Here is a 21,593-nt window from a genome sequence, read left to right on the forward strand (position 1 = left end):
ATCCCGAACCCGGAAGCTAAGCCTGTCAGCGCCGATGATACTACCCAAAAGGGTGGAAAAGTAGGACACCGCCGAACACACATTAGAAATACCCCCCACCACTGGTGGGGGGTATTTCTATTTCACCCAAACAATTTCAAACAATGGCGTATCGGCCCCAGATGAATAGCGAATTGTGGCTGAATCGCCAGTGCCCGTATCCTGACGTCAGGTAACGAGGCGGAAAGGCACCATGGTCGACAACAGAGGCGGCGGCGAGCGTCGGCCAGGGCGCCCCAGTCGCGACGGTGGCCCGCAGCACGGTGGCGGGCAGCGCGGTAATCGAACGAATCAGCCGGGGCGTTCGGGCCCGGACCGGGGCCGGCGCCCCCAGCAGCACTCGAGTTCGACGCGTCCAGCGGGAGGGACAGAGGAGTCGTCGGGTCCCAAGATCCCGTCCTCCGTCGACGCGAAGCAGCTGGCGCCCGATGTGCGCCGTGAACTGAGCACCCTGGACAAAACGACGGCCGACACCATCGCCCGGCACTTGGTGGCCGCCGGCGAACTGCTTGATGAGGATCCTGAGGCTGCGTTGGAGCACGCCCGTGCTGCCCGTCAACGTTCCGGGCGTATCGCGGCGATCCGGGAAGCTGTAGGCATCGCCGCCTATCGGTGCGGTGACTGGGCTCAGGCGTTGGCCGAGCTGCGTGCCGCACGCAGGATGGGCGCCAAATCGGAACTGTTGGCACTCATCGCCGATTGTGAACGTGGTGTAGGACGCCCCGAGCGTGCCATCGAATTGGCCCGCAGCGCCGAGGCCGAAGCGCTGACCGGTGATGCAGCCGATGAGCTTCGCATCGTGGTGGCCGGCGCGCGTGCCGACCTCGGACAACTGGAACAGTCGCTGGCGGTGCTGGCGTCGCCGCCACTGGATCCCAAGAGGTCCGGTGAGACCGCGGCACGCCTGTTCTATGCCTATGCAGAGACGCTGCTTGCACTCGACCGCACTCCGGAGGCGCTGCAATGGTTCTTTCACGCGGCCAGCGCTGACGTCGACGGCGTGACAGACGCTGAGGACCGCATCAGTGAGCTGGCCTGACGTGAGCACCTTCGATCAGCATTTCGACTGTTTGATGCTCGACCTGGATGGCACGGTCTTCCGTGGGCATGAACCGACTCCGGGAGCGGTCGACGCCCTGGCACGGTCACAGACGCGGACGTTTTTTGTCACCAACAATGCTTCGCGAGGTGCGGACGAGGTAGCGACACATCTGTGTGAGCTCGGCTTCACCGCCGTGTCCGATGACGTGGTGACCAGCGCCCAGGGGGCTGCGCATCTGCTGGCGCGTCAGCTCGCTCCGGGGGCAACAGTTTTGGTCGTCGGAACCGAGGCGCTCGCAAATGAAGTCAGCGCGGTCGGGCTGAGACCGGTGCGGCTGTTCGCCGATGACCCGGTTGCGGTGGTTCAAGGGCACAACCCGCAGACCGGCTGGGCGGATCTCGCGGAAGCGGCGCTGGCGATCAGGTCCGGTGCGGTGTGGGTGGCGGCCAACGTCGATCGGACGCTGCCGACCGAGCGAGGTTTGTTGCCGGGGAACGGGTCGATGGTCGCTGCGTTGCGCACCGCCACCGACGTCGAGCCGCAAGTCGCAGGCAAGCCGGCACCAACCCTCATGGAAAGCGCGATGGCGCGCGGCGATTTCCACGCTCCGCTGGTGGTCGGCGACCGTCTCGACACCGACATCGCGGGCGCCAACGCTGCCGGCCTGCCCAGTCTGATGGTGCTCACCGGGGTCAACAGCGCGCGCGACGCGGTTTACGCCGAACCCGCGCTGCGCCCCACGTTCATCGCCGAGGACCTGCGGTCCCTGCATACCGATATGGCGTCCTGTGCGGTTGCGGCGCACCCGTCCTGGCGGGTCGAAGTGGAGGGAACGACGGTGTCCGTCGGCTTTGCCGGCACCGGTGCCGAAGCCGATGAGCTGTCGGTGGTACGGGCGACGGCGAGGGCGGTGTGGGACGCCGGATTCGACGACGGACAGTTTGTGGTGGCCGCTGCCGACGGCACCGCGGAGGCGGCGCTGCAACGCTGGTCCCTGCTCTCTCCGGTCGATCAGCTAGCGTGAGTAGCCGTTATGAGTGCCGACGCAGACCTGATTCGCGCCCAGGTCGACACACTGCTCGCTGAGCTGCCCGATGTCTCCGCCGAGGTGCCCGGCCATGTCGAGATGGACCTCGACGACGTCGCCCGCCGGCTCGAGGAGATCCATGACGTTTTGGTGCACGCTCTCGAATCGGTGGAGAAGGGCTGACCAACCGTGACACGGCGTATTCGTGTTGACGCCGAGCTGGTTCGACGAGGGCTGGCTCGGTCCCGCCAACAAGCCGCAGAGCTGATCAGTGCGGGGCGGGTCACGGTGGACGGTATGCCCGCAGCCAAGCCGGCGACGGCTATTGCGGTGACGGCCACGCTCAAGGTGGTGGACGGGGAGCGCAGCTGGGTATCCCGCGGCGCACACAAACTGATCGGCGCGCTCGACGCATTCGGTATCGAGGTCGCCCAGCGCCGCTGTCTCGACGCCGGGGCCTCCACCGGCGGTTTCACCGAGGTGCTGCTGGACCGCGGGGCCCGCGAGGTGGTTGCGGTGGATGTCGGCTACGGACAGTTGGCGTGGTCGCTGCGGTCCGATGAGCGGGTGACGGTTTTGGAGCGCACCAATGTTCGTGAGCTCACTCCCGAGAAGACAGGTGGGCGAGTCGATGCGATCGTCGCCGACTTGTCCTTCATCTCGTTGTCGACGGTGCTGCCTGCACTGACCGCGTGCGCGGACGCCGACGCCGATATCGTTCCCATGGTGAAGCCGCAGTTCGAGGTGGGTAAGGGCCAGGTCGGGGCGGGCGGTGTGGTCTCCGATCCACGGTTGCGGGAGGCCGCTGTGCTGGCAGTCGCCGGGCGGGCGGCCGACCTGGGCTGGCAGACCGTAGGTGCCGTTGCCAGCCCGCTGCCCGGGCCGTCGGGCAATGTGGAGTACTTCCTGTGGCTGCGTGCCACGACCGACCGAGGGCTGCGCGGTGCGGAGCTCGAGTCCGCTATCCGTCGAGCCGTTGAGGAAGGGCCGCAATGACCTGCGACCGCACCATCCTGCTTGTGGTCCACACGGGCCGCGGCGAGGCGACCGAAGTAGCACGCCGAGTGGAAAAGGTCTTGGCGGACAACGGCATCGGTCTGAAGATGCTGTCGGCGGAAGCCGTCGACCGGGGTCCGTTGCATCTGGCGCCCGACGATATGCGCGCCCTCGGTGTCGAAATCGACGTAGTGGATGCCGATGAGAACGCGGCGCTGGGCTGTGAACTGGTCTTGGTGCTCGGCGGCGACGGCACTTTCCTCCGGGCCGCCGAACTGGCGCGCAACGCCGGTATCCCGGTTCTGGGTATCAATCTCGGCCGGATCGGCTTCCTCGCCGAGGCCGAGGCCGAGCATCTCGAGACCGTTCTCGACCATGTCATCACCGGTGATTACCGGGTGGAGACCCGGATGACTCTCGACGTCCTGGTTCGTGTCGACGGGGAGGTCGTCGATCGAGGTTGGGCGCTCAATGAGGCCAGCCTCGAGAAAGGTCCGCGGCTGGGGGTGCTGGGCGTGGTGGTCGAGGTCGACGGTAGGCCGGTGTCGTCATTCGGCTGTGACGGTGTGCTGATCGCGACGCCCACCGGGTCCACCGCGTACGCGTTCTCGTCCGGCGGCCCGGTGGTGTGGCCGGATCTCGAGGCGATCTTGGTGGTGCCCAACAATGCGCACGCCCTGTTCGCGCGGCCGATGGTCACCAGCCCGCTGGCAACCATCGCGGTGGAGATCGAGGCGGACGGCTATGACGCGATGGTGTTCTGTGACGGACGCAGGCAGATGATGGTGCCTGCGGGCGGGCGGCTGGAGGCCACCCGCTGTGGAACTCCGGTGAAGTGGGTGCGGTTGGACAGCGCCCCGTTCACTGACCGGCTGGTGCGTAAGTTCCGGTTGCCGGTCACGGGTTGGCGCGGACAGTAACGACGTGCTCGCCGAAATTCGTATCGAGGCGCTGGGTGCCATCAGCGCCGCCAATGCCGAGTTCGACCGTGGTCTCACGGTCCTGACCGGGGAGACCGGCACCGGAAAGACCATGGTGGTCACGGGCCTGCATCTTCTCGGTGGTGCCCGGGCCGACGCCAATCGGGTCCGGTCCGGTTCCGACCGGGCCGTTGTCGAAGGACGGTTCACCACCGACGACCTCGACGTGGAGCTCACCGCGGGAATCGACGAGATCTTGGACGCGTCGGGTTCGGAACGCGATGACGACGGCAGTGTCATCGCGCTGCGGTCGGTCAATCGTGACGGGCCGTCGCGGGCCTACCTGGGGGGACGCAGTGTCCCGGCAAAATCGTTGAGTACGTTCACCACCCAGCTGTTGACGTTGCACGGGCAGAACGATCAACTGCGGTTGATGAAGCCCGACGAGCAGCGGGTGGCCCTGGACCGGTTTGCCGATGTCGAGGTGAAGCTGAAGCGCTATCGGGCACTTCGCGAGGAGTGGCTGACCGCCCGGCGGGACCTCATCGACCGCACCAACCGGGCCCGTGACCTCGCTCAGGAGGCGGACCGGCTGCAGTTTGCGCTCCAGGAGATCGACACCATCGACCCCCATCCCGGTGAGGATGACGCGTTGGTGGCCGATATCCGCAGGCTGTCAGAACTCGATGCGTTGCGGGAGGCGGCCGCGGTGGCGCGTGCCGCGCTGTCCGGGGTGCTCGATGACGCCGACGGGGGTAGCGAGGTGTCGGCGACCAGCACCATCGGTGCCGCGGTCGCTGCGTTGGAGGGCGCCGACGATGCTGCGTTGCAGGCGTTGGGAAGTCAGTTGACTGATGCGCTGACCGTCGTCGGCGATGTCTCCCATGAGATCGGGGCGTTCCTGGCCGAGCTGCCGGCCGATGCCAGCACCTTGGAGGCCAAGCTGGCGCGTCAGGCCGAGTTGCGGTCGTTGACCCGCAAGTATGCCGCCGATATCGACGGGGTACTGAGCTGGGCGGCGGACTCCCGGGGCCGGCTGGCGCAGCTCGATGTGTCGGAAGAGGCGTTGGCCGAGCTGGCGAAGAAGGTCGACGAAGTGGCGGCGCGGCTGGTCAAGGCGGCTGCCGAGCTGAGTGCCGTGCGTACCAAATCTGCGAAATCGTTGGCCAAGGCGGTGACCGCGGAGCTCGCGGGACTGGCGATGGCGGACGCCGAGTTCACCATCGCGGTGTCCCCGTTGCCGGCGCGAGAGGACGATGCCGCTCCGCTGACGCTGGCTTCGGGGCAGCGGGCCCATGCGGGTTCTCACGGCGTGGACCTGGTGGAGTTCGGGTTCACACCACATCGTGGTGCCGGGGTGCTGCAGTTGGGTAAGAGCGCGTCCGGCGGTGAGCTGTCTCGGGTGATGCTGGCCTTGGAGGTGGTGCTCGCGGCATCCTCGGAGGGCACCACGATGGTGTTCGACGAGGTGGACGCGGGTGTCGGCGGGCGTGCGGCGGTGCAGATCGGGCGCCGGCTGGCGCGGTTGGCGCGCACCCATCAGGTCATCGTCGTGACCCATTTGCCTCAGGTCGCGGCGTATGCCGATACGCATCTGGTGGTGGCGCCGGTCGGTAAGAACGGAACCAGCGGTGTGGTGCGGCTGGGCGATGACGACAGGGTGGCCGAGCTGGCGCGCATGTTGGCCGGTCTGGGCGAGTCCGATACCGGGCGGGCGCACGCGCGGGAGCTGTTGGACGCGGCGCGGCAGGAGCGGACCACCGTTACCTAATCCTGTTGCAGATGTGACTGGATGTGACTTGTGGGGCAGATGTTACGGCGCGCCTCCCGGGGGATACTGCGATTCGGTTACAGAATCACCGCCATGAGGATGGCAGCGCTTCTCTCCCGGAACACCACTCGTCCAGGCGTCACCGGCACCGCTCGGGTGGATCGCGACATCGACCGGCTGTTGCGCCGGGTCGAACCGGGCGACATCGTCGTCCTCGACGTCCTGGATCTGGACCGGGCGACTGCGGACGCGCTCGTGGACGCCAACATCGCCGGTGTGGTCAACGCCTCCCCGTCGATCTCCGGGCGCTATCCCAACCTCGGGCCCGAGGTGCTGGTGGGCAACGGCATCACCCTGATCGACGAAACCGGCCCCGAGGTTCTGAAGAAGGTCAAGGACGGCGCGAAGATCCGCCTGCACAACGGTGGCGTCTACTCCGGTGACCGCCGGCTGGCCCTGGGTGCCCAGCGCACCGACGAGGACATCAACGAGATGATGCACGAGGCCAAGAGCGGTCTCGTCGCACACCTGGAGTCCTTCGCCGGGAACACTATCGAGTTCATCCGCAGTGAGAGCCCGCTGCTGATCGACGGGATCGGTATCCCGGACATCGACGTCGACCTGCGCCGCCGTCACGTCGTGGTGGTCGCCGAGGAGCCCTGTGCCGCGGAGGATCTCAAAGCGCTGAAACCGTTCATCAAGGAATACCAGCCGGTGCTCATCGGAGTCGGCTCCGGGGCGGACCTGATCCGCAAGGCCGGCTACCGGCCGCAGCTGATTGTCGGAGACCCCGAACAGATCAGTGCCGACGCCCTCAAATCCGGAGCCCAGGTGGTGCTGCCCGCCGACGCCGACGGACACGCCCCGGGCCTCGAACGCATCCAGGACCTGGGTGTGGGAGCGATGACTTTCCCGGCCGCCGGGTCGGCTGCCGATCTGGCACTGCTGCTCGCCGACCATCACGGTGCCGCGTTGATCGTCACGGCCGGACACACGGCCACGATCGAAGAGTTCTTCGACCGCACCCGCCAGCGCAGCAACCCGTCGACCTTCCTCACCCGTCTCAAGGTGGGGGAGAAGCTGGTGGACGCCAAGGCGGTGGCCACCCTCTACCGCAGCCGAATCTCCGGTGGCTCGATCGCAATGCTGGTGCTGGCGATGCTGGTCGCGGTGATCGTGGCGCTGATGGTGTCCCAGACCGACACGGTGGTGATCGACTGGGTTGTGCAGTATTGGAACAAGTTCTCGGCCTGGGTGCAGCACTGGGTGACGTCGTGATCACTCTGCGCTCCCACGCCATCTCACTCGCCGCGGTGTTCCTGGCCTTGGCGATCGGGGTGGTGCTGGGGTCCGGCTTGCTGTCGGACACCCTGCTGGCGGGGATGCGTAGCGAGAAGAGAGATCTGCAGACCCAGATCAACGGGTTGACGGACGAGAAGAATGCGCTCAACGAAAAGCTCAGCGCGGCCAATGATTTCGATGCCCAGGTGGCCGGCCGGATCGTCGGCCGGGCGCTGGACGGCAAGTCGGTGGTGCTGTTCCGCACGCCCGACGCCGACGAGGGCGACATCGACGGCGTGATCCGGATCCTCGGGGACGCCGGGGCCGTCGTGACCGCCACCCTGGGGTTGACCCAGGAGTTCGTCGACGCCAACTCGGCCGAGAAACTACGGACCGTCGTGGGCTCCTCGGTGCTGCCGGCCGGCACCCAGCTGGGAACCACGCTGGTCGACCAGGGCTCCCAAGCCGGCGACCTGCTGGGTATCGCACTGCTGCGCCCCCGCGATCCGGCAGCCCCGGCCGTCACCGACGAGCAGCGCGAGACGGTACTGGCCTCGCTGCGCGAAACCGGTTTCCTGACCTACCCGGAGCAGAACATCGGCGCCGCCGACGCGGCCATCATCGTCACCGGCGCGGGTCTGGGCGAGGACGCCGGCAACCAGGGGGCCACGGTGGCACGGTTCGCCGCCGCAATGGCCCCGCACGGCTCGGGAGTTGTGGTCGCCGGCCGCGATGGTTCGGCCACCGGGACCGCCGCCGTCGCCGTGATCCGATCAGATCCCAGCCTCACCAGCGTGGTCAGCACAGTCGACGACATCGGAACCGAGGCCGGCCGGATCACCGCGGTACTCGGCGCCCAGGAGCTGGCGGTAGGCGCCAAACCGGGCCAGTACGGTGTCGGGCAGGGCGCTGCGTCGGTCACCGTGGTTCAGTAGAGAACTGCAGCCACGCGGCGCGGCGAGAGCGACTTGTCGGTGTCGGTGTTAAGGTGAACTTCCGTGGGTCAGCAGGCCCAAGCCGCTGCTTTTAGCTGAAGTTTCCACGGGAGGATGCACTTGCCATCGTTACGCAAGCACCCACAAACCGCCACCAAGCATGTTTTTGTCAGCGGTGGAGTGGTCTCCTCGCTGGGGAAGGGGCTGACGGCCAGTAGCCTCGGCCAGCTCCTCACTGCCCGGGGCCTCTACGTCACGATGCAGAAACTCGATCCGTATCTGAACGTCGACCCCGGCACCATGAACCCGTTCCAGCACGGTGAGGTGTTTGTCACCGAGGACGGCGCCGAAACCGATCTCGACGTCGGGCACTATGAGCGATTCCTGGACCGCAACCTTTCCGGGCATGCGAATGTCACCACCGGGCAGGTGTATTCGACGGTGATCGCCAAGGAGCGCCGCGGCGAGTACCTCGGCGATACGGTGCAGGTGATCCCGCACATCACCGACGAGATCAAGAACCGCATCCTGGCGATGGCCGAGCCCGACGTCAACGGCAACCGGCCCGACGTGGTGATCACCGAGATCGGTGGCACCGTCGGCGATATCGAATCGCTGCCGTTCCTGGAGGCCGCACGGCAGGTCCGCCACGAAGTCGGCCGGGAGAACTGCTTCTTCCTGCACGTCTCACTGGTGCCGTTCCTCAAGCCGTCCGGCGAACTGAAGACCAAACCGACCCAACACTCGGTGGCGGCGCTGCGCAGCATCGGTATCACTCCGGACGCGCTGATCCTGCGTTGTGACCGCGACATCCCTGAGGCGCTCAAGGACAAGATCGCCCTGATGTGTGACGTCGACGTCGACGGGGTGATCTCCACACCGGACGCGCCGTCGATCTACGACATCCCGCGGGTGTTGCACCGCGAAGAACTGGACGCCTACGTGGTGCGCCGGCTCAACCTGCCGTTCCGCGACGTGGACTGGACGCAGTGGAACGATCTGCTGCAGCGGGTCCACGAGCCCAAGGAGACGGTGCGAATCGCCCTGGTGGGCAAGTACATCGACCTCTCCGATGCATATCTCTCGGTGGCTGAGGCGTTGCGGGCCGGCGGTTTTGCGCACCGCACCAAGGTCGAGATCCGCTGGGTGGCCTCCGACGACTGTGAGACCACCGCCGGCGCGGCCGCCGAGCTGGGCGACGTGCACGGTGTGCTGATCCCGGGCGGATTCGGTATCCGCGGTATCGAGGGCAAACTGGGCGCGATCTCCTACGCGCGCAACCGGGGGATCCCGGTGCTCGGGTTGTGTCTGGGTCTGCAGTGCATCGTGATCGAGGCGGCCCGGTCGGTCGGACTCGATCAGGCGAGTTCGACGGAATTCGATCCGGAGACCCCGGACCCGGTGATCTCGACCATGGCCGACCAGGAACAGATCGTCGCCGGTGAGGCCGACTTGGGTGGCACCATGCGATTGGGTGCCTATCCTGCTGTGCTGCAACCGAAGTCGCTGGTGGCGCAGGCATATCAGTCCACCGAGGTGTCGGAACGTCACCGGCATCGCTACGAGGTGAACAATGCCTACCGGGACCGGATCGCCGAGAGCGGGCTGCGGTTCTCCGGCACCTCGCCCGACGGGCACCTGGTGGAGTTCGTCGAGTACCCGAAGGAAGTGCATCCGTTCCTGGTGGGCACGCAGGCTCATCCCGAGCTCAAGAGCCGTCCCACCAAACCGCACCCGTTGTTCGCGGCATTCATCGGCGCGTCGATCGAGTACAAAGTCGCAGAACGGCTGCCTCTGGAGACCTCCGAAGCTCCCGAGCAGCACACCAACGGGACGAATCCCGCCGTCACACCGCAGTTGGCCGAAGAGTCCCCAGCCCGTGGCTGAGCACGCCTTCGGCACCGTCTCCAGCGAGACGGTGTACACCGGCAAGATCCTTGCCCTGCGCGCCGACGAGGTGCAGATGCCCGGCGGCGTCACCGCCCGTCGTGAAGTTGTGGAGCACTTCGGCGCGGTGGCTGTCGTGGCGCTCGACGAGCACGATCAGGTGGTGCTGGTGTATCAGTACCGGCATCCGTTGGGCCGGCGGCTGTGGGAGCTGCCGGCCGGGCTGCTCGACATCGGCGGCGAGGATCCGGCTGTCACCGCGGGGCGGGAACTCGCCGAAGAAGCGGCTCTGGCGGCCGATCACTGGAGTGTGCTCGTCGACGTCGTCTCCGCTCCGGGCTTCAGCGACGAGAGCGTGCGGATCTACCTGGCGACGGGTCTGCACGCGGCTGACCGTCCCGAGCCCGAGCACGAGGAAGCCGACATGGTGGTGAAGCGGGTTCCGTTGGAAGATGCCGTGAAGCGGGTGTTCTCCGGTGAGATCGTCAATTCGCTTGCGGTGTCCGGGATTCTGGCGGCGTGGGCGGTGCGGCAGGGTGTGGCGGACTCCCGCCCGATCGGCGCGGAGTGGATCGACCGGCCCACCCGGTTCGCCGCGCGCCGCACCCCGTGACGGCCTGCGGTCATGGCCACACTTGACGACCAACTACAGGGCTACCTCGACCACCTCACGATCGAGCGCGGGGTGGCTGCCAACACGTTGAGTTCGTATCGGCGTGACCTGCGCCGATACCACGAGCACCTCAGCGGCCGGGGTATCGAGAGCCTGGCCGAGGTGAGCGAGACCGATGTCAGCGACTTCCTGGTGGCGCTGCGGCGCGGCGATGACGACACCGGTGCCGCCGCCCTGTCCGCGGTGTCGGCTGCGCGGACCTTGATCGCGGTCCGCGGGCTGCACAAGTTCAGCACCGCCGAAGGGGTCACCGCCACCGATGTGGCGCGTGCGGTGAAACCCCCCACCCCGGGCCGCCGGTTACCCAAGAGCCTGTCACTCGACGAGGTCATCGCCCTGTTGGAAGGGGCGGGCGGCGACGACGCCACCGACGGTCCGCTGACACTGCGTAACCGGGCGATGCTGGAGCTGCTCTACTCCACCGGGGCCCGCATCTCCGAAGTTGTCGGCATGGACATCGACGACATCGACACCGAAGCGCGCTCCGCGCTGCTGCGCGGTAAAGGCGGAAAACAGCGTCTGGTGCCCGTCGGCCGACCGGCCATCGCGGCGCTCGACGCCTACCTGGTGCGCGGCCGGCCCGATTTGGCGCGCCGCGGCCGCGGCACACCGGCGATCTTCCTCAACGCCCGCGGTGGTCGGCTGTCCCGGCAGAGTGCCTGGCAGGTGCTCCAGGATGCCGCCGAGCGGGCCGGTATCTCGTCGGCGGTGTCACCGCACACGCTGCGTCACTCGTTTGCCACGCACTTGCTCGACGGTGGCGCCGACGTGCGGGTGGTGCAGGAACTCCTAGGTCACGCCTCGGTGACGACCACCCAGATCTACACGCTGGTGACCGTGCATGCGCTGCGCGAGGTGTGGGCGGGGGCCCACCCGCGGGCCCGCTGACCCCCGGAATCGGCTCTCCAGCAGCGCTGGGATCGGCCGTTTGGGGTCCATGACATCCGCGACCGGTATATCTGCTGGTGAGATTGCCTGCGGGTCTGCCGGCGCAGGCGTGTTGACCGGTTAGACTTTCCCGGATGTCCGCCACCAGATCGACGGCCGGGGGCGACCGGGCGTGACCGACGATATTGCCGACGAGCTACCGCTCGGTCTGACTGGACGCCCGGCGCGAGCTGTTCCCGAGCCTCCACCATTGCACTCGCATGGGCCGGCCAAGGTCATCGCCATGTGTAACCAGAAGGGTGGCGTGGGCAAGACCACGTCGACCATCAACCTGGGTGCCGCTCTGGCCGACTACGGCCGCCGGGTGCTGTTGGTGGATCTGGATCCGCAGGGCGCACTGTCGGCGGGGCTGGGGGTTCCGCACTACGAACTCGACAACACCGTGCACAACCTGCTGATCGAGCCGCGGGTGTCGATCGACGAAGTGATCATCAAGACCAGGGTCAACGGCCTGGATCTGGTGCCCAGCAATATCGACCTGTCGGCCGCCGAGATCCAGCTGGTCAACGAGGTGGGCCGCGAACAGACGCTGGCGCGGGCCCTCTACCCGGTGCTCGACCGTTACGACTACGTGCTGATCGACTGCCAGCCGTCGCTGGGTCTGCTCACCGTCAACGGCCTGGCCTGCTCCGACGGGGTGATCATCCCCACCGAATGTGAGTACTTCTCGCTGCGTGGCCTGGCGTTGCTGACCGACACGGTCGAGAAGGTGCACGACAGGCTCAACCCGCGACTGTCCATCAGCGGGATCCTGATCACCCGCTATGACAGCCGCACCGTCAATGCCCGCGAAGTGATGGCCCGGGTGGTGGAACGGTTCGGTTCGCTGGTGTTCGACACCGTGATCACCCGCACCGTGCGTTTCCCCGAGACCAGCGTCGCCGGGGAGCCCATCACCACGTGGGCGCCGAAATCGACTGGCGCGCAGGCATACCGGTCGTTGGCCCGTGAGGTCATCGATCGCTTCGGCACGTGACCGAGGAGTCCGCTCCAGCACGGGAGGACACCCAGGCCGGATTCCAGGTCAAGCTGACCAACTTCGAAGGCCCGTTCGATCTGCTGTTGCAGCTGATCTTTGCGCATCGTCTCGACGTCACCGAGGTGGCGTTGCATCAGGTCACCGACGACTTCATCGCCTACACCAAGCAGTTCGGTACCCAGCTCGAGTTGGATGAGACGACGGCGTTCCTGGTGGTCGCGGCGACGCTGCTGGATCTGAAGGCCGCCCGGCTGTTGCCGTCGGGCCAGACCGAGGACGACGAGGACCTGGCGCTGTTGGAGGTCCGCGACCTGCTGTTCGCCCGGCTGCTGCAGTACCGGGCGTTCAAGCATGTCGCCCAGATGTTCGCCGAACTGGAAGCAGCCGCCCTGCGGAGCTATCCACGTGCGGTGTCGTTGGAGGACCGGTTCGCCTCCCTGCTGCCCGAGGTGATGCTCGGCGTCGACGGTGACGCATTTGCGCAGATCGCCGCGGCCGCATTCACCCCACGGCCGGTGCCGACGGTGGGCACCGATCACATCCACTTTTCGCGGGTGTCGGTCCCTGAGCAGGCCGAGATCATGCTGCGGTTCCTGGAGCGTCGAGGTGTCGGGGAGTGGGTCAGTTTCACCGAGTTGGTGGCCGACTGCGACGTGCCGGTCCAGATTGTCGGTCGTTTCCTGGCGCTGCTCGAACTCTATCGGACCAGGGCGGTAGCATTTGAGCAGTCAGAACCACTTGGTGTGCTCCAGGTTTCGTGGACCGGAGACAGCCCGACAGGCCAAGAATTGCAGGTAGACGAAGAGTCGGCGGAAGAACGGGATCAACCATGACCGACCAGGCCCCTGATATCGGGGCTGTCACCGACGATTCCCTGCCCCCCGACGATTCCCTGCTCCCCGGCGGGGACCCCGCCGCCGAACCTGAACTCGAACTCGATGACGACGATCTCGGTCGGGTGCTGGAAGCGCTGCTGCTGGTGGTGGACACCCCGGTGACCATCGAGCAATTGTCGTCGGCCACCGAGCAGTCCGGCCGGCGGATCGCGGCGAAGCTGAAGGAGATGGCCGCGCAACTGGCGGCACGGGACAGCGGCATCGACCTGCGTGAGGCGGCCGGCGGCTGGCGGATGTACACCCGGTCCCGTTACGCACCGTATGTGGAACGGCTGCTGCTCGACGGGGCGCGGTCGAAGCTGACTCGCGCCGCCCTGGAGACCCTGGCGGTGGTGGCCTACCGGCAGCCGGTGACCCGGGCCCGGGTCAGCGCCGTGCGTGGGGTCAACGTCGACGCGGTGATCCGCACGCTGCTGGCGCGCGGGCTGATCACCGAGGCCGGTGCCGACGGCGACACCGGCGCGGTGACCTTCGCCACCACGGAACTGTTTCTGGAGCGGTTGGGGTTGACGTCCCTGGCCGATCTTCCCGATATCGCGCCGCTGCTGCCCGACGTTGACGTGATCGACGACATCAGTGAGACGCTGGACTCTGAGCCACGTTTCATGAAACTCAACCCGGCTGCCGCCCCTGCGGCTGCGCCGGCCATCGAGATGGACGAGGATTGACATGACCGATGATGGCGTACGCCTGCAAAAAGTGTTGTCTCAGGCGGGGATTGCGTCGCGGCGGGTCGCCGAACGGATGATCAGTGACGGCCGGGTCGAGGTCGACGGGCACATCGTCACCGAATTGGGCACCCGGGTGGATCCTGGTGCGGTGGTGATTCGTGTCGACGGCGTCCGTGTCCAGATCGACGACGAGTTGGTGTATCTGGCGCTCAACAAGCCTGTCGGGATGTACTCGACGATGTCCGATGAGCTGGGTCGGCCCTGCATCGGCGATGTGGTGGAGCATCGGGTCCGCGGCAACAAGAAGCTCTTCCATGTCGGTCGGCTCGATGCCGACACCGAGGGGCTGATCCTGCTGACCAATGACGGTGAGCTCGCGCATCGGTTGACCCATCCGTCGTATGAGATTCCCAAGACATATCTGGCCACGGTCACCGGCAAGGTGCCCAAGGGGCTGGGCAATACGTTGCGCGATGGTGTCGAGCTCGAGGACGGTCCGGCCAGCGTGGACGATTTTTCGCTGGTCGACATGATCCCCGGCAAATCGCTGGTGCGGGTGACGCTGCACGAGGGGCGAAACCGGATCGTGCGCCGGTTGCTCGAGCATGTCGGTTTTCCGGTGGAAGCTCTGGTGCGGGTCGCCATCGGCGAGGTGACGCTGGGGGAGCAGAAGATCGAGACGATCAGGGTTCTGACGCGCAAGGAGATCGGCGAGTTGTACAAGGCGGTTGGCCTGTGAGTGAAGTGAACCTCGTTGTTGCCATCGACGGGCCGGCTGGTACTGGAAAGTCTTCGGTGTCAAGGGGATTGGCACGGGCGATGAATGCCCGCTACCTCGATACCGGTGCGATGTACCGGATCGTGACGCTGGGTGTGCTGCGTTCGGGTGTTGCGCTGGACGATGCCGCCGCGATTGCGGCCGTCGAGGTGCCGGTTTCGGTGGGATATGACCCCGATGAAGATCGGGCGTATCTGGCCGGTGAGGACGTCTCGGCCGAGATTCGTGGCGATGAGGTGACCGGTGCGGTGTCGGCGGTGTCGGCGGTGCCGCAGGTGCGTGTCCGGCTGGTGGAGTTGCAGCGGGAATTGGCTTCAGGCCCGGGCAGTGTCGTGGTGGAGGGGCGTGACATCGGCACCGCGGTGTTGCCGGATGCCGACGTGAAGATCTTCTTGACCGCGACACCGGAGACCCGGGCGCTGCGGCGCAACAATCAGAACGTCGCCGCCGGGTTCCCGGACGACTATGACGGCGTGCTGGCCGATGTGCGCCGACGCGACCACCTCGATTCGACTCGGGTGATGTCGCCGTTGCGGGCGGCCGAGGACGCGCTGGTGGTCGACACCAGCGACATGACCCAGGACGAGGTGGTGGCACACCTGCTCGATCTCGTGCACGAAACCAGCGGAGTGAGACCATGAGTGAAGAAGAGTTTCCGTCGGCCCAAGCCGGAGACGGAACCTGGAGCGACGAAAGTGACTGGGAATCAGTCGATTCGGAGTTCGCTGACGAGCTCGAAGAGTTCGCGGGCCCACCTCCGGTGGTGGCCGTCGTCGGCCGCCCCAACGTGGGCAAGTCCACGCTGGTGAACCGCATCCTGGGCCGCCGCGAAGCCGTCGTGCAGGATCTGCCGGGCGTGACCCGCGACCGGGTGTCCTACGACGCGCTCTACACCGGTCGCCGGTTTGTTGTGCAGGACACCGGCGGCTGGGAGCCCGACGCCAAGGGCCTGCAGCAATTGGTCGCCGAGCAGGCGTCGGTGGCGATGCGGACCGCCGACGTCATCATTTTTGTTGTCGACTCGATCGTCGGCGCCACATCTGGTGACGAGGCGGCGGCCAAGCTGTTGCGTCGCTCCGGTAAGCCGGTGTTCCTGGCGGCCAACAAGGTCGACGGGGAGCGGCAGGAACCCGATGCCGCGTCGCTGTGGTCGCTGGGGCTGGGGGAGCCGCACCCGATCAGTGCGATGCACGGCCGTGGTGTGGCCGATCTGTTGGATCGGGTGCTCGAGGTGCTGCCCGAGATCTCCGAGGTCGCCGGCAGCGGCGGCGGCGGACCCCGCCGGGTCGCGCTGGTCGGTAAACCCAACGTCGGTAAGAGTTCGCTGCTGAACCGGTTGGCCGGGGACCAGCGTTCGGTGGTGCACGATGTCGCAGGCACCACCGTCGACCCTGTCGACTCCCTCATCCAACTGGGCGACAAAACGTGGCGATTCGTGGACACCGCCGGTCTGCGCCGCAAGGTCGGGCAGGCCAGCGGGCATGAGTTCTACGCGTCGGTGCGCACCCACGGTGCCATCGATTCGGCCGAGGTCGCGATCATCATGATCGACGCGTCACAACCGTTGACCGAGCAGGACCAACGGATCCTGACGATGGTGATCGAAGCCGGACGCGCCGTAGTGCTGGCATTCAACAAGTGGGATCTGGTCGACGAGGACCGCCGTCATCTGCTGGAGCGCGAGATCGACTTGGATCTGGCGCAGGTGCAGTGGGCGCCGCGGGTGAACATCTCGGCGATGACCGGTCGTGCCGTCCAGAAACTGGTGCCGGCACTGGAGACGTCGTTGGCGTCGTGGGACAAGCGCATCTCGACCGGACAGCTCAACACGTTCCTCAAAGAAGTGGTCGCGGCGACACCGCCGCCGGTACGCGGCGGTAAGCAACCGCGCATCCTGTTTGCCACCCAGGCCACCTCGCGGCCACCCACATTCGTGTTGTTCACGACGGGGTTCTTGGAAGCCGGATATCGCCGCTTCCTGGAGCGACGGCTGCGCGAGACCTTCGGGTTCGAGGGCAGCCCGATCCGGGTCAATGTCCGGATGCGAGAGAAGCGGGGTCCGCGCGCACGCTGATGCCGTCTCGCTAGGGTTGCCCGGGTGTCCGTCACTCACATGATCCTGATCGCGTTGGCCGGAGTCGGGGCGGGCGCCATCAACGCGGTCGTCGGGTCCGGCACCTTGATCACGTTTCCGACGTTGGTGGCGCTGGGCTTCCCGCCGGTGACCGCCACCATGTCCAACGCGGTGGGGCTGGTCGCTGGTGGGGTGTCCGGCACCTGGGGGTACCGGCGCGAGTTGCGCGGCCAGGGCAGCCGGCTGAAGTGGCAGATCCCAGCGTCACTGCTTGGGGCCGGTGTGGGTGCTTGGCTGCTGCTGCACCTGCCGGAGAGGGTGTTCCTCCAGGTGGTGCCGGTGCTGCTGGTGCTGGCGCTGCTGTTGGTGGTGTTCGGGCCGCGAATCCAAGGGTGGGCGCGGCGCCGCGCCGAACAGTCCGGGGTATCGGCTGAGCACGTCTCGTCCAAACAAATGGTGGCCGTGGTGGTCGGCACCTTCGCGGTGGGCATCTACGGTGGCTACTTCACCGCCGCCCAGGGGATCCTGCTGATCGGCGTGATGGGTGCGTTGCTTCCGGAGTCGGTGCAGCGGATGAACGCCGCCAAGAACCTGTTGTCGCTGCTGGTCAATGTGGTTGCGGCCATTGCCTACACCGTGGTGGCGTTCGACCGGATCAGCTGGGTGGCGGTGGGTCTGATCGCGGTCGGGTCGCTGATCGGCGGGTTCCTCGGTGCGCACTATGGTCGGCGGCTGTCGCCGGGGGCGCTGCGCGCAGTGATCGTGGTGGTGGGCTTGATCGGGCTGTGGCGGCTGTTGACGGTGTAATGTAGTGCCGGTTTTGCAGGTGATCAAGGGAGAAGCTGATGGCTGAACGTGCGTATCGCACTGCGCCATCGAATATCTCTGCCCTGGAGCCGTTCTGGCCGTCGCGTCGGCTGATGGCTTTCGATGAATGGTGTTGTCCGCGCCCGTAGAGCGCGCGCCCAACCATTTGCCCGGTCGCACTTGTGTGCAGCCCTGATCGAAAGCAGCCGAATCGATGCGGATGCTCATCATCTTCACTCTTGTCGGAGTGGGTGCCCAGCTGGTCGACGGCGCTCTCGGCATGGCGTTCGGCGTCACCGCCTCGACGCTGCTGGTGCTCAGCGGTCTCGGTGCCGCACAGGCCAGCGCGGCGGTGCACCTGGCTGAAGTGGGCACCACCTTCGCCTCCGGACTGTCGCACTGGAAGTTCAAGAACATCGATTGGCCGCTGGTCGCCAAACTGGGTGGCCCCGGTGCGGTGGGCGCCTTCCTGGGGGCGACCGTGTTGTCGTCGCTGTCGACGGAGGCCGCCACCCCGCTGATGGGCGCGATTCTGCTGGCCATCGGTGTGTATGTGCTGCTGCGGTTCTCGCTGCGCACCCCGCTGACCTTTGCTCGCGGGACCAGCCACAGCGTCAAGTTCCTCGCCCCGCTGGGTTTGTTCGGTGGCTTCATCGACGCCTCCGGAGGCGGCGGCTGGGGGCCGGTGACCACCAGCACCCTGCTGTCGCAGGGCAAGACCGCGCCCCGCACCGTCATCGGTTCGGTGAGCGCCTCCGAGTTCCTGGTCGCGTTGTCGGCTTCGCTGGGCTTCCTGATCGGCTTGCGTGACGAATTCCTCGACAACCTGCCGGTGGTGCTGGCGCTGATGGCCGGCGGGGTGATTGCCGCCCCGATCGCGGCCTGGCTGGTGAGCCGGGTCAGCCCGGCTATGCTGGGCACCGCCGTCGGCGGGGTGATCGTACTGACCAACAGTCAGAAGCTGCTGAATCACTTCGGGATCTCCGCGCCGTGGTCGACGGGCATCTATGTCTTCATCGTCGTGGCGTGGGTGTCGTTGGTGGTGTACGCCTGGCGCAGCTCCAAGGCTCCGACGTTTGCCTCGGCGGATCCGGAGCCGGTCGAGGACCTGGACCCCGAATCGGCGTCGCGCTGATTCTGTGTTGAGTGCCGCCTCGAGGGTGCAGTAGTTCCGGTCACTCACTGAACCCATGCAGGCATCTCTGAATGGCGCATCGCCCTGTAGGCCCTCTGTGGCGTCCTCCTAGCGTCCAACTCCGGCAGCTGGTGGGCCAAGCGCCCACTTGGCTCAGCGGGGTCACCACGAGGCGCCAGGGCACATCAGAATGTCGAAGCAGCCGCGTTGGTGGCGGTAGAAAATCCTCATTCGGAAGTCGGTCTGGCCGTCGACATCGCGGTCGGCAATGGCGCGCCGAGAGCGTCAGGTGCAGTTTGTGCCGGCTTGGTCGATGTCGAACGTGCCCGCAGCGGACCGCGGTTGGGATTCCGGGGTCACACTGTTGTAAGCTTTCGACCGCTGCTGGTGATCCCGGCAGCAGCACCGCGGGCTGTGGCGCAGCTTGGTAGCGCACTTGACTGGGGGTCAAGTGGTCGCAGGTTCAAATCCTGTCAGCCCGACCAAGAAAACCCGCTCTGACCAGTGTCGGAGCGGGTTTCTTGTTTACACGGGTGAGTGCGATTTCGAGTCAGTGTCCCAACAGTGTCCCAAGAGTTTTCGGTGGGCCAAGGTCAACCGAACAGCGCGGCGCCAGCGGCTCGCAGATCGTCGCGCTGCGCGTCGGAGTAGATGGACAGTGACACCGCCGGATCATGGCCGTGCCATGCCGCGACGACGTGCACTGGCGAACCGCCGGCCAGCATGAGGCTGACGCTGGTATTGCGGAGGCCTTTGAGGTGGATCCGGCGTAGCCCGGCACGCTGGCGGAGGCGTTGAAACTCGTCGGAGTACCACTCGTGACGGATCGGGGTGCCGTCCTCGCGCACCGCGACCAGCCGGTCATCGGACCACCGACGGCCGAAGACGCGCGCCTCCTCGCGCTGGTGGTCCTTCAGCTCCTGCAATGCGATCGCCAGCTCGGCCGGAAGGGGAAGGTCTCGGAGGCTGCGTCGAGACTTGGGCATGCCCTCGATTGCTTCGCGGCCGACCGCTACTCGGCTGCGGCGGATCGACAAGGTGTCGCCCTCGATCGCCGACCACCGGATTCCGAGTACTTCAGAGCGACGGAGCCCGTAACAGCTCAGCAGCCAGCAGGCGAACAGCCTGTCTTCGCGCACCGTACCGCGGAATCGTTGGACCTCGGCGAGCGTCCAGGACTTGGAAGTTTCAGGCTTGTCCTCGGAGAGCTCGTCGGTAGGGCGCTCCACGAGCGCAATCACATTTCGAGGAAGCGCGCCTTGGTCGACGAAGGACTGGACCATCATCCCGAAAGTGGTCAGTGTGGACCGAACGGTGACAGGCTTGACTCCGCGGGCAGGTTCGTCGGACTTGATCTCACTGACCGCGTAGATGCCGCGACGGAGTCGGATCACGCGGCTCGCTCTGAGTAGACCCGCCAAGCAGGTGTGTACGTCGTCGTCGGGAAAGACAGAGGCGAGCTGCGCCGCGGAGATGCCCTCGGGGTGTTTCGCGATGGCCTCTGTCACCCGCCCCGCCAGGCTGCCTGGTCGGTGGCGCTTTCGGGAGCTCCGGCCTTTCGTGAGCATCCAGTCCACGAGAGCGTCACCGTCGGCCTTGCTCAGCTGTTGAAGTTTCTTTCCACCCAGGAACCGCCTCACCGCAGCAAGATCGTGGGTGTAGCCCTGGAGGGTCACGCTGCGGATGCCTCGGCGGCCGGCCAGCCACTCGTCGCATGCTTCGGCGACGGTGAGCGTCGATTTCCGTGCGTAGAGGCCGCTCGCGACTTCAGTTGTTATGCGCCGGTATTCGCGCTTGGCCTCAGCCAGAGTCCGATAGGTGAACCGTCGACGGTCGCGGGTGCCGTCAGGCTTGCTTCCGACATCAGCTCGGAACTCGTACGATACGACTCCGGATCTCGATGTTCGTTTGGAGATCGGCTCGGCGCGACGACTGCGGTGTTGCGGTGCGCTGGAGGTAACGGCTTTGTCTTCGGACACGTTGTTGGTTTCCTGCGGGAGTCAGCGGACAGGCCATGGTCTGTTCCATCGGGGTTCCCCGCCGGTCAACGAGTCTTTGTCGCTGCAAGTGGTATCGCAAAACAGCTCAACGGGGTTGTGCTGATTATGCCGCAACGATCTGACGTAGTTCGGCTGTTACCACGTACACGCGCCCGCCGAGTCGTCTGGATGGCAGTTCGCCTGTGGCCACCAGACGATAGGCCGAGGCGCGGCTGATCCCCAGCAGCACGGCGGCGCGAGGCACCGGCAGTAGCAGGGGGAGTTCATCAAAAGCGCTAGCATTCAACGTTGTTCACCTCCTTGTAGACATCAAGGCGGTTAGCGCCTCGGTGGGCATATGTTGTGCCTCGCGAGTCTGTTAGAAGGCCCGTTCAGCAAGTTGCAGCGTATTGCGACCTCAAGTGAAGAGTCCACCACCCTGACCGCATTGATCTCAACAAGGGCTTGATAGTTCCAAAATTCTTCGTTTGTCCGTGCAGGGGTGAGACGTTCGGCGACCGAATACAGTTGAAACTTAGAACAACTTTCGAACGCATTCGAGCGTTGAGCGGGAAAGTATGGATTGGTTTCATCGACAGTTAGAGGATAGGGCGGCGGTCCCGCTGATTAATAGTCAGTTGGTAGGAATGTCCCGAATAAAAAATGCGCTTTCCCGTTGAAATTCAGGTATCAGGGAATTCGCAATGAATTGCCGATCTCACCAGGCTGCCTGCAAATCTCACGTACCCTCTGCC

The 21,593-nt window shown here is 66.0% G+C and carries 21 protein-coding genes and 1 tRNA gene; 20 read left to right on the forward strand and 2 right to left on the reverse strand.

What is annotated here, in order from left to right:
• Positions 1-232 precede the first annotated feature (232 nt).
• From WBB07_RS23485 to WBB07_RS23580, 20 genes are all read left to right on the forward strand, one after another.
• The gene (locus WBB07_RS23485; RefSeq protein ID WP_526311077.1) at positions 233-1,078 is read left to right on the forward strand and encodes a tetratricopeptide repeat protein; all 846 of its coding nucleotides are present in this window, start codon (positions 233-235) and stop codon (positions 1,076-1,078) included.
• Between the two features lies 1 nt (position 1,079).
• Entirely contained in the window at positions 1,080-2,105 is a 1,026-nt protein-coding gene (locus tag WBB07_RS23490; protein WP_526311119.1) for an HAD-IIA family hydrolase, read from the forward strand.
• Positions 2,106-2,114: 9 nt separating this feature from the next.
• The gene (locus WBB07_RS23495; protein ID WP_526311079.1) at positions 2,115-2,291 is read left to right on the forward strand and encodes a hypothetical protein; all 177 of its coding nucleotides are present in this window, start codon (positions 2,115-2,117) and stop codon (positions 2,289-2,291) included.
• Between the two features lie 6 nt (positions 2,292-2,297).
• A complete protein-coding gene (locus WBB07_RS23500; RefSeq protein ID WP_526311081.1) occupies positions 2,298-3,104 on the forward strand; it encodes a TlyA family RNA methyltransferase in 807 nt (268 codons plus the stop codon).
• The gene (locus tag WBB07_RS23505) at positions 3,101-4,024 is read left to right on the forward strand and encodes an NAD kinase (protein ID WP_526311083.1); all 924 of its coding nucleotides are present in this window, start codon (positions 3,101-3,103) and stop codon (positions 4,022-4,024) included. The genes WBB07_RS23500 and WBB07_RS23505 overlap by 4 nt, the downstream gene beginning before the upstream one ends.
• A gap of 4 nt (positions 4,025-4,028) precedes the next feature.
• The gene (gene recN, locus WBB07_RS23510; protein WP_526311085.1) at positions 4,029-5,795 is read left to right on the forward strand and encodes a DNA repair protein RecN; all 1,767 of its coding nucleotides are present in this window, start codon (positions 4,029-4,031) and stop codon (positions 5,793-5,795) included.
• Positions 5,796-5,888: 93 nt separating this feature from the next.
• Positions 5,889-7,073: a putative cytokinetic ring protein SteA gene (gene steA / locus WBB07_RS23515; RefSeq protein ID WP_526311087.1), complete on the forward strand. Its 1,185-nt coding sequence runs from the start codon at positions 5,889-5,891 to the stop codon at positions 7,071-7,073.
• Positions 7,070-8,011 (forward strand): copper transporter, encoded by a 942-nt coding sequence (locus tag WBB07_RS23520; protein ID WP_526311089.1) that lies wholly within the window; start codon positions 7,070-7,072, stop codon positions 8,009-8,011. Before steA ends, WBB07_RS23520 begins: the two co-directional genes overlap by 4 nt.
• A gap of 114 nt (positions 8,012-8,125) precedes the next feature.
• Complete coding sequence (gene pyrG / locus WBB07_RS23525) at positions 8,126-9,898, forward strand: CTP synthase (protein WP_526311091.1); 1,773 nt, start codon at positions 8,126-8,128, stop codon at positions 9,896-9,898.
• On the forward strand, positions 9,891-10,511 hold the full coding sequence (locus WBB07_RS23530) for an NUDIX domain-containing protein (protein WP_526311093.1): 621 nt from the start codon (positions 9,891-9,893) through the stop codon (positions 10,509-10,511). Before pyrG ends, WBB07_RS23530 begins: the two co-directional genes overlap by 8 nt.
• 12 nt (positions 10,512-10,523) lie before the next feature.
• A complete protein-coding gene (gene xerD, locus WBB07_RS23535) occupies positions 10,524-11,459 on the forward strand; it encodes a site-specific tyrosine recombinase XerD (RefSeq protein WP_526311095.1) in 936 nt (311 codons plus the stop codon).
• Between the two features lie 172 nt (positions 11,460-11,631).
• Positions 11,632-12,495 (forward strand): ParA family protein, encoded by an 864-nt coding sequence (locus WBB07_RS23540; protein ID WP_526311097.1) that lies wholly within the window; start codon positions 11,632-11,634, stop codon positions 12,493-12,495.
• Positions 12,492-13,331 (forward strand): segregation/condensation protein A, encoded by an 840-nt coding sequence (locus tag WBB07_RS23545; protein WP_526311099.1) that lies wholly within the window; start codon positions 12,492-12,494, stop codon positions 13,329-13,331. The genes WBB07_RS23540 and WBB07_RS23545 overlap by 4 nt, the downstream gene beginning before the upstream one ends.
• The gene (gene scpB / locus WBB07_RS23550; protein ID WP_526311101.1) at positions 13,328-14,062 is read left to right on the forward strand and encodes an SMC-Scp complex subunit ScpB; all 735 of its coding nucleotides are present in this window, start codon (positions 13,328-13,330) and stop codon (positions 14,060-14,062) included. Before WBB07_RS23545 ends, scpB begins: the two co-directional genes overlap by 4 nt.
• 1 nt (position 14,063) lies before the next feature.
• Entirely contained in the window at positions 14,064-14,804 is a 741-nt protein-coding gene (locus WBB07_RS23555) for a pseudouridine synthase (protein ID WP_526311103.1), read from the forward strand.
• A complete protein-coding gene (gene cmk, locus WBB07_RS23560) occupies positions 14,801-15,484 on the forward strand; it encodes a (d)CMP kinase (RefSeq protein ID WP_526311105.1) in 684 nt (227 codons plus the stop codon). The genes WBB07_RS23555 and cmk overlap by 4 nt, the downstream gene beginning before the upstream one ends.
• A complete protein-coding gene (gene der, locus WBB07_RS23565) occupies positions 15,481-16,917 on the forward strand; it encodes a ribosome biogenesis GTPase Der (RefSeq protein WP_526311107.1) in 1,437 nt (478 codons plus the stop codon). The genes cmk and der overlap by 4 nt, the downstream gene beginning before the upstream one ends.
• A gap of 39 nt (positions 16,918-16,956) precedes the next feature.
• On the forward strand, positions 16,957-17,724 hold the full coding sequence (locus WBB07_RS23570; protein ID WP_526311121.1) for a sulfite exporter TauE/SafE family protein: 768 nt from the start codon (positions 16,957-16,959) through the stop codon (positions 17,722-17,724).
• Positions 17,725-17,938: 214 nt separating this feature from the next.
• Positions 17,939-18,859, forward strand: a complete 921-nt coding sequence (locus tag WBB07_RS23575; protein ID WP_526311109.1) for a sulfite exporter TauE/SafE family protein — start codon at positions 17,939-17,941, stop codon at positions 18,857-18,859.
• 408 nt (positions 18,860-19,267) lie between these two features.
• Positions 19,268-19,344: transfer RNA gene (locus tag WBB07_RS23580), tRNA-Pro, on the forward strand.
• A gap of 108 nt (positions 19,345-19,452) precedes the next feature.
• Here WBB07_RS23580 and WBB07_RS23585 read toward each other — a convergent pair.
• On the reverse strand, positions 19,453-20,838 hold the full coding sequence (locus WBB07_RS23585) for a site-specific integrase (RefSeq protein ID WP_526311111.1): 1,386 nt from the start codon (positions 20,836-20,838) through the stop codon (positions 19,453-19,455).
• Positions 20,839-20,962: 124 nt separating this feature from the next.
• Positions 20,963-21,103 (reverse strand): helix-turn-helix domain-containing protein, encoded by a 141-nt coding sequence (locus WBB07_RS23590; protein ID WP_255392533.1) that lies wholly within the window; start codon positions 21,101-21,103, stop codon positions 20,963-20,965.
• Between the last annotated feature and the right edge of the window lie 490 nt (positions 21,104-21,593).

Source organism: Mycobacterium sp. (assembly GCF_049647605.1).
In the GTDB taxonomy this organism is placed as follows: Bacteria; Actinomycetota; Actinomycetes; order Mycobacteriales; family Mycobacteriaceae; genus Mycobacterium.

Coding starts and splice junctions, on each gene's coding strand:
- WBB07_RS23485 (WP_526311077.1), top strand. CDS start 233: ATGGTCGACAACAGAGGCGGCGGCGAGCGTCGGCCAGGGCGCCCCAGT.
- WBB07_RS23495 (WP_526311079.1), top strand. CDS start 2,115: ATGAGTGCCGACGCAGACCTGATTCGCGCCCAGGTCGACACACTGCTC.
- WBB07_RS23505 (WP_526311083.1), top strand. CDS start 3,101: ATGACCTGCGACCGCACCATCCTGCTTGTGGTCCACACGGGCCGCGGC.
- steA (WP_526311087.1), top strand. CDS start 5,889: ATGAGGATGGCAGCGCTTCTCTCCCGGAACACCACTCGTCCAGGCGTC.
- pyrG (WP_526311091.1), top strand. CDS start 8,126: ATGCACTTGCCATCGTTACGCAAGCACCCACAAACCGCCACCAAGCAT.
- xerD (WP_526311095.1), top strand. CDS start 10,524: ATGGCCACACTTGACGACCAACTACAGGGCTACCTCGACCACCTCACG.
- scpB (WP_526311101.1), top strand. CDS start 13,328: ATGACCGACCAGGCCCCTGATATCGGGGCTGTCACCGACGATTCCCTG.
- WBB07_RS23555 (WP_526311103.1), top strand. CDS start 14,064: ATGACCGATGATGGCGTACGCCTGCAAAAAGTGTTGTCTCAGGCGGGG.
- der (WP_526311107.1), top strand. CDS start 15,481: ATGAGTGAAGAAGAGTTTCCGTCGGCCCAAGCCGGAGACGGAACCTGG.
- WBB07_RS23570 (WP_526311121.1), top strand. CDS start 16,957: ATGATCCTGATCGCGTTGGCCGGAGTCGGGGCGGGCGCCATCAACGCG.
- WBB07_RS23575 (WP_526311109.1), top strand. CDS start 17,939: ATGCGGATGCTCATCATCTTCACTCTTGTCGGAGTGGGTGCCCAGCTG.